Annotated in this window: 6 protein-coding genes; 4 read left to right on the top strand and 2 right to left on the bottom strand. The window is 70.8% G+C overall.

Going from position 1 to position 7,765, the window contains the following annotated elements; genetic code table 11:
- The first annotated feature begins 114 nt into the window (after positions 1–114).
- Positions 115–732, top strand: coding sequence for a hypothetical protein (locus tag F3T56_RS41605; RefSeq protein ID WP_149830671.1), 618 nt, complete (start codon positions 115–117; stop codon positions 730–732).
- Positions 733–739: 7 nt separating this feature from the next.
- Here the strand turns inward: F3T56_RS41605 and F3T56_RS41600 are convergent, their stop codons facing one another.
- Together F3T56_RS41600 and F3T56_RS41595 are read right to left on the bottom strand one after the other, a co-directional pair.
- Positions 740–1,810: a hypothetical protein gene (locus F3T56_RS41600; RefSeq protein ID WP_149830669.1), complete on the bottom strand. Its 1,071-nt coding sequence runs from the start codon at positions 1,808–1,810 to the stop codon at positions 740–742.
- A 263-nt stretch (positions 1,811–2,073) separates the two neighbouring features.
- Entirely contained in the window at positions 2,074–3,945 is a 1,872-nt protein-coding gene (locus F3T56_RS41595; RefSeq protein WP_246204408.1) for a coiled-coil domain-containing protein, read from the bottom strand.
- Positions 3,946–4,127: 182 nt separating this feature from the next.
- Between F3T56_RS41595 and F3T56_RS41590 the strand changes: the two genes are divergently transcribed.
- The 3 genes from F3T56_RS41590 to F3T56_RS41580 all read left to right on the top strand — a co-directional run bounded on the left by F3T56_RS41590 (position 4,128) and on the right by F3T56_RS41580 (position 7,737).
- On the top strand, positions 4,128–5,297 hold the full coding sequence (locus tag F3T56_RS41590; RefSeq protein ID WP_149830667.1) for an AAA family ATPase: 1,170 nt from the start codon (positions 4,128–4,130) through the stop codon (positions 5,295–5,297).
- Between the two features lie 107 nt (positions 5,298–5,404).
- Positions 5,405–6,997 carry a Mu transposase C-terminal domain-containing protein gene (locus tag F3T56_RS41585; RefSeq protein WP_149830684.1) on the top strand — a complete coding sequence of 531 codons (1,593 nt, stop codon included), beginning with the start codon at positions 5,405–5,407 and terminating at the stop codon, positions 6,995–6,997.
- Positions 6,994–7,737, top strand: a complete 744-nt coding sequence (locus F3T56_RS41580; RefSeq protein ID WP_172639397.1) for an AAA family ATPase — start codon at positions 6,994–6,996, stop codon at positions 7,735–7,737. Before F3T56_RS41585 ends, F3T56_RS41580 begins: the two co-directional genes overlap by 4 nt.
- Positions 7,738–7,765: the final 28 nt, after the last annotated feature.

The following is a 7,765-nucleotide window of genomic DNA, read 5'->3' as shown; positions in this document are numbered from 1 at the left end:
GCGGCTCCATCCTCTGGCTACGCAGCCTGCCAGCCCTCCCGTGATCTCAACTCAGAACAGGCCCTAGCCCGCACCGGTCAGCAACCACGGCAAGCAGAGTCGAAAGGGGCCGGCATGGCGGCGCCGACAGCACGAGCACGGGCCTTCGTCCAGCACGCCTCGGCCCCCCTGGTCGGCCAGGGCGCGCAGATGGCCGAGACGACCATCGAGGGCAGCCGCAACACCCTCGTCTTCTACCGGCGCGATCACCTCGAATGCGAGCGCCGCCGCGCCCAAGGGGCAGCCGAACTCGGCATCGCAGACCTCACGGTCCTCCTCGACCTCCCCGCCGACCTCCCCGTCCGGCTGGACTCACTTCCCACCCGGCTGCGCGAGCAGATCCGCGCACTGCCCCAGGGCGCCGTGACCCTCACCGGCGACCACGTCTGCCGGCGAGCGGTACGCCCGCTGACCGTGGACCTCGTCATCGTCCGCACCCGCAGCACCCACTGGGAAGGAGGCCTGGCCCGCGCCAGCCGCTTCAAGCCGTTCGCCCGCCGCGCCCTGCTCGTCGACCCGCCCGCCCACGCCCGCGACGAGCTGCTGATGCGAGCCGCCTACCTGGGCATCGGCATCCTCGAGCCGACCGCCGAGGGCCTTGCCTGGACGCTGGCGCCCGAGCCCTACCGGCCCCGCCGTCATACCCCCGTCGCCTGGCACTTCACCGAACAGCTCCACGCCCGCCTGCCCTGACGCCCGGTCAACCGGCGTGCCGCGCCGCCGTCCGGCGCGCGGGCAGCTCGGCCCACGCGGACAGGTCCGAAGAGACGGTGAACCCCGACAGCTGCTGGATCCGGGCATTCCACACCGCCACGCTGTCCAGCGCCTCCCGGCACTGCTGCCGCCACCACGCCGCACGGTCGGCCGCGTCGACCGCCCGCAATCGCCGCACCCACACCATCAGCGAGGACGCGTTGTGCCCCGCGGCGGGAACTTGCTGCGCCATGCTGGTGAACCGGTCCAAGCGCTCGCCCTGGCACTCCTCGCACGAGCAGGCCGGGGCCTCGCCGTCGAACCGCTTGGCCAGGGTGAGCCCGAGGAAGAAGTCCATCAGCTCCGGGAACAGGACGGCCGGGCTGCCCGGGCCGCCTCCCGAAGCCGTTTGCGCAGGCGCCGGTGGCACGGTGTGGCGCATGCTGGCGTCGCCGCCGAACGCGGTGAAGCCCGCACCCCACGCCAGACCCCCGAAGGCGCCAAGGCCCGCGCGCAGTACTCCTATGCCCGGTACCAGTTCCAGCAGCCGTACCAGCCCTCCGGCAGCGCCGCGCGCATCCGGCCGGCCGCCCACCAGGACCGCCTTCGATCTCGGAACCCGGTGCAGCACCTCGGCGAGATACTCCACCTGCCCCGGATGCAGCCAGCTCGCGTCGATGGGCACGGTGAACACCACCCGCGGGTCGCCAAGGCGCGTCACCCGCGCCGCTGCCGCCTCCAGCGCGCCGATCGCCCCGGCGTGCAGATATCCGGTCGGCGTCAAGGCGAGGTCGGCGAACGCGAGGTGCGCCAGCATCAGATGCTCCAGCGGAGCCCCGAACAGCGGCGCAGGCTCATTGTCCAGGACCGGGAAGGGCGCCTCCTCGCTGGCAGCAGCGACGCGATAACACCCCTCGTCGACCAGCAGCGCGGCATCGAAGCCCTCCTCCCGCAGCTGCCCGGCCTTGGCCAGCGCCCCGTTCCCGGTCAGTACCAGGCCGCTTGAGGACGCGTCGACCCGGCCACGGTAGCGAGCCGCGCGCCGATGACCGACCTGTAAGAGCACCCGGTCCGCCACGGCTGCGGGAACCTTGCCGCTGAGAGGACTCGGCGTACTTGCCGTCATGTCGCCTCCACGCAGGCCGGACGAGGCACAAGACGCAGAGCGCAGGGCATGTGCCGCAGCAGCCCCGAGTGCGAGCCCGGACACAGCAGTCACAGAGATCCCAACACCCAACTCCGGGCACACTAACAGCACTTACCCGATGGGAAGGGCTGCTCCGGGCAACCGCCTTGGCCGGCCGGGCGGACGAGGAAGCAGCCACCGCCGCTCTACCCCTTTTACTGTGCCGAGGCGGACGAAGACGTGAGCGAGAAGAATCCGAAGCGCTGGCCGTGGGCCTCGCGGCTGAACATGTACACCTGCCCCTGATCGAGGATGTCCGAGGGCGGGTCCGTGTTCTCCACGACGATGGCCTGGCCGCGGAAGGCGTTGAGCAGGTGCCGGTAGAAGTGCTGGGGCACGCTCTGGCGCAGATCCGCCTCCCGCACCCCGGGTTCCCGGAAGGTGACCAGGGAGGAGTCCAGCACGACGAAGCCGGGATGGCTGCGCCGTTGCTCCAGGCAGTAGTCGGCCAGGGCGGTGGTGAAGGCGGCGTGCAGGACGGCGCGCATGCCCTTGCCGTGGCCGGAACGGGACCGGTCGCCCACATACAGCTCCGCCGTGTACTGGTCGTAGGTCACCTCCTCCTCCCGCCGTACCCGCCAGGCATCCAGCGTCCGCTCGATGGTGCGGTCGAAGCCGGTCAGCGTGGCGGGCGGGATGCCGCGGCTGGGCTGCCCGCCCGGCTGGGCCTCCTCGGAGACCAGTTGCGCTCTGACGTCTTCCAGCTCCTCGATCCGTGCGTGCAGGCCGAGTTCGTTCTCCAGGCGGGAGCGGGTGGCCATCACCTCGGCCACCTCGTCCTGCAGGGGGCTCAGTTCCTCGCGTTCGATGCGGGTGATCTCGGCGTCCGCCTGCTCGGCCAAGGCGGCTTGCACGGCCTGGTCCTCGGCCACGTGCTCGCGCTGCGAGCGCAGGTCGTCGATGGTGAGCAGCAGGTCGGCCAGGAGCGTGCGGGTCTTGGTGCTTTCCGCGGTGACGGCCTGGTGCAGGGCGGTGGTTTCCATGGCGTCGTGACCGGCTTGCTGGTGGTGGGGCTCTGCGCCGCAGAACACGCACGGGCCGCTGCGGAAGTAGCCGAGCAGGCTGCCGGCCTCGCTGACCATGCCCAGGCGGGCCAGGTCGGACTCGTACTGGGCGCGCAGCAGCTCGAACCGGCCCAGCAGGTCATCGGTCTCTGCCAGGCGCTGCGCGTAGCGGGCCAGCGCCACGGACAGGGTCGCGCGGTCGGAGGCCGCCTGCGCGTGGCGGCGGGTGACGTCCCGCAGCGACTCGGCGCGGGTGTCTTGATGTTCCAGCAGCCGCCGCAGCTGTTGCTGCAGCTGACTCTGGTTGGCCTCGCGTGAGGCCAGTTGGCGCTGCAGTCCGAGGATCAGATCGTCCAGCAGGCTGATCTTGTCTTTGTGGACGCGCCGCTGTCCCTGGTTGAGGCGGCTGGGCGAGGGCTGCTCGCCCGCCCCGGTGAGCAGGAGCTTGAGGGCCGACTTGTGCGCGGTCTGGCCGCTGGTGCCCGAGGTGCGCAGGACGGGGGAGACCTTCGAGACCATGCGGGTCTCGCTGATCAGGCACAGGTGCAGAAGGTCCCGGAAGCCGGCGAGTTTGGTGCCCCCGGAGTCGTTGGTGGCCAGCAGCGAGCCGTCGAGCCCGATGCGCTCCATCAGATAGCGGGAGAGGTTCTTGGTGGTCCGGGGGCTGTGCTGGGCCGAGAGCACCAGGTCCGGCGACCGGTAGACGAGGTCGCGGATGTCGTCCTCGAAGACGCTGACCCGCCCGGACTGGGGCGCTCGCATCAGGGTGATGACCGATGCGTCGGGCAAGGCGATGCCCAGCAGGATCTGCGAGTAGCCCTCGGCCTCGGGGATGAGGTTCAGCTTGCGGGCGCCGAGCATGTAGTCGATCGACTCGGTGACGAAGGACTTGCCGGTGTCCGAGGCGCCGTATGCGATCTCTCGGTTTGGGGTCAGTAATGGTGAGAGTCGGTGGTGCTGGTCTGGTGGTGTGCTGTGTCGGCGCTGGTCAGTGGGGTGTTGGGGCGGGACCGGCACTGTCATGGGGTGAGAGGTTGGGGGTGGGTGTTGCTGTCGTGGGGCTTTATCCCATGGCGGCTGACGCTGTCTCAGTTTCGTGAGTTCTGATGCGATGCGGTGGGTGGGACCGGTGTGATCGTGGGGTGGATCAGGGTGTAGGAGCGGGCCGGGGGGCTGGGCTGCCGAGGGCGTTGGTGGTGCGTCGTTTGCTGGAGCGGCAGCAGGCGGGGGAGTTGTCGACGCGGCATGTGCGTGCGGTCGCTGAGGTGGTGGGTGCTTCGGAGCGTACGGTGTGGCGCTGGCTGGAGCAGGCGAAGGCGACAGGGCGGGTGGAGGCGCCGGTCCGGCAGGGGTACGCGGTGTCGGACGAGGTGTGGGAGCTGTTGGGTGAGGCGGGGGGCAATGTCTCGGAGCTGAGGCGCCGGCTGGTGGCTGCCGGCGGTGAGGTGCCCATTCCGTCGATGTCGACGTTGAGCCGGGTGATCCGCAGGGACCGTCGGGCGGGGCGGGCTTTGCTGACCGGGCGGGAGCCTGAGGTTGCCGGGTCGCGCCGGCCGGATCCCCTCAGCGAGCTGGGCCTGGACGTGGTGGCCGAGACGGGTGGCGGTGGGCAGGTGTTTCTGCGGGAGCAAAAGCATCTGGCGCAGGTCCCGGTGCTGGTGCCGGGTGCCCAGGTGGTGCACACGCCTGCTGTGCGGTCGGTGCTGCGGACGGTCGCGCACGCGGCCGCGGTCGGGGCGGTGGTGTGTTTGTACGGCGACGCCGGTCAGGGCAAGACCGTCGCGTTGCAGTACGCCCTGTCCCAGTTGCCGCACCCGGCCAGGGTCCGTCGGGTCCACGTCGGTGTGCACCCGACGGTTCCCGAACTGCGCCGGGTACTCGCGGACGCTCTCGAGCTGGGCAGGCGTCTGCCGCGGGGGGCGGGGGAGGCCGACTTGATGCTGGTGAACGCGCTGAGACAGCCCCGTGTGCTGGTACTGGATGAGGCGCAGCGCCTTCCGGGGCCGGCGTTGGAGTTTCTGCGCGGGTTGTGGGACCACCCGGACACGGACACGGCGCTCGTGCTGGCGGGTGCGGGCAGTGAACGGGCGCTGCGCCGGGTGCCTGCGCTGGCCTCTCGGGTGCTGACCTGGGAGTTGGTGCCTCGTCTTCGTCCGGGTGAGGTGGCCGCGGCGATGGCGGCCTTCCACTCGTTGTGGGAGGAGGTGGCCGAGGACGATGTCGTGTGGGTGGATGAGCATGTGGGCCACGGCAATTTCCGGACCTGGGCGAAGCTCACCTCGCACCTGACTGCCGAGATCTACGGCAAGAGCCGTGCGGTAGTGGACCGCCGGATGCTGGAGCGGGCCTGTGCACGGCTGATGGGGCCGCTGTGACCGGCGCCGTGGGGCCGGGGGGAGGGGGCGCTTCCCGCTCCGGCGTGCACGTGGACGGGCGGGGAGGTCTGCCTTCTTCCTCCCTGTCGGCGCTGCGCGGTCCTGCCGTGCGCCGACTGCTCGCCCTGCGGCAGGAACAGAAATTGACCTCCCGTCATGTAAGGCTGATGGCGGAGTCGTTGGAGGTGACGGAGCGCACGGTGTGGCGGTGGCTGGCCGCTGCCGAGCGTGACGAGTCCGCGGCCGCGGAGCCTGGGGCACGGGCCCAGAGCAGGGACCGTTTCACCGTCACCTCGGAGGTGCGCCGCCTGCTGGCCTTGTGGAAGGGCAACGTCGCGGCGGTCCATCGTGAGCTGGCCGCTCGCGCGGTCAGGGGTGAGGGAGAGCCGCCTCCGTCGATTCCGACGCTGCACCGTGCGATCCAGCGGGACCTGACGCCGGGGGAGCGGGCCGGACTTGCGAAAGGCGAGCGGGCGGCGCGCAAGCACGATGTGTTCCTGGCCCGGCCGCGGGGTTGGCGCAACCAGGCATGGGAGAGCGACCACATGCAGGCCCCGGTGTTGGTCGATGTCGACGGCAAGGCTCGCAGGCCGTGGATCACCTGGTTCACCGACTGTGCGACGAACGCGATCACCGGCGTCGCCGTCACGCCGGTGCATCCGTCGCGGGAGTCGGTGCTGTCCGCACTGCGCTCCGCGGTCCTGCGCGAGGACCCCTACGGCCCGTTCGGCGGCCTGCCGGAGAAAGTACGGGTGGACCGTGGCAAGGACTTCCTGTCCAGGACGGTGACCGCTGCGTTCGATCTTCTGGACGTGACGGTGGAGGACCTGCCCGCCTACACCCCCCACCTCAAGGGCACCGTGGAGGGCCTCAACCGGGCGGTGGAGAGCATGTTCCTGGCCGCGCTGCCCGGCTACGCCCGCCAGCCGCGTCCCGGCAAACGGGGCTCCCGCCCGAAGGACGAAGTGCTGCTCGGCTTCGAGGACTTCACCGGCCGGCTGCTGGCCTGGACTTCGTGGTGGAACACCGAGCATCACCCCGCGCCCTTGCGGGGAAAGACTCCGCTCGAGGCGTGGCAGGACGATCCCACCCCGCTGCGGGACGTGCCCGCGGCAGATCTGTGGACGTTCACCCTGGAGGACGCCGGCACTCGCACGCTGACCACCCGCGGAGTCCGCTTCAGGAAACGCGACTACGTGAGCGCGTGGATGACCGGCCAGGCCGGGATTCAGGTCCGGGTCCGTTTCATGCCCCACCACGATCACCGGATCGAGGTCTACCACGCGGCCACCGGCCGTTACCTGGGGTCTGCGGACCTGGCCGATCAGGCCACCGAGGAACAGGTCAGCGCCGTACGAAGAGCGCGGGCCGCTCGCTCCAGCCGTCTGAAGAAGGACCTGGAGGCTTCCCAGCGCGAGCGCTACGCCGCCGTGAACCAGCCCGAGGCGCCCCGGCGGCTCGGCGTGCTGACCACCGCGCAGGCCGAGGCCGAACTCGCCCAGTCCGCCGGCACCGCCCTGTCGGATCTGGCGATGCCGGACCTCATCCCGCCCGCTGCGCCCCCGGCCGACTGGCGTACCCCGCCTTCCCTCGTCACCCGGACCGCGCCCGGCCGGCCTCCTCCCGTTCCGTCCGAACCTGCCCCCGGGCGCCCGCCCGGACCGGCTGAACAGACCACTGAAGACGGAGATGCCTCGTGACCGCGGCCACCTACCAGTACGTCGACCTGCCCGACGCCTCCGTGGTCACCACCCGGGCCCTGCTCACTGCCCGGGAGAACATCACCGACACCGTCGCCGCCCGCGCCATGATGTGCATCCACGGCGGCGCCGGCTTCGGCAAGACCCTCGCCGTCAACACCTGCCTGCGCGAACTCGAACCCGGCGAGGACGTCCGCAAGATCACCTTCCGGGCCCGGCCCACCGCCCGCGCGGTACGCTACGAACTGTTCACCGCGCTCGACCTGGCCGGCGAACCGCCGCGCCACCCCAGCGAATTCGACCGCCTGCTGAAGACGGCCCTGGCCGAACGCCCCCGCACCTTCCTGGTGGACGAAGCCCAATGGCTCAACGGGGAGGCGTTCGAATACTTCCGCTACCTGTGGGACGAACCCTCAACCCAGCTCGCGATCATCTTCGTCGGCGGGGAGGGCTGCCACACCGTGCTGCGCCGCGAACCGATGCTGTCCTCCCGCATCTTCATCTGGCAGCACTTCACCCGCCTCACCCCCGCCGAGGTCCTTGAGGTGATTCCGCTGTTCCACCCGGTCTGGGCCGACGCCGACCCCGACGACATGGCCTTCGCCGACCAGCACGCCGCGCACGGCAACTTTCGCGCTTGGGCCCAGTTGACCGCCCACACCCGCACGGCCCTGACCCGCACCGGCCGCTCCCGTGTCGATCAGGAGCTGCTGCGCTGGGCCTTCAGCCGCCTCGCCTGACCACCACGCCGCCATGCCGCTCGCCGTG

This window comes from Streptomyces tailanensis (assembly GCF_008386495.1).
Classification (GTDB): Bacteria; Actinomycetota; Actinomycetes; order Streptomycetales; family Streptomycetaceae; genus Streptomyces; species Streptomyces tailanensis.
This window is presented reverse-complemented; position numbering and strand designations above follow the sequence as displayed.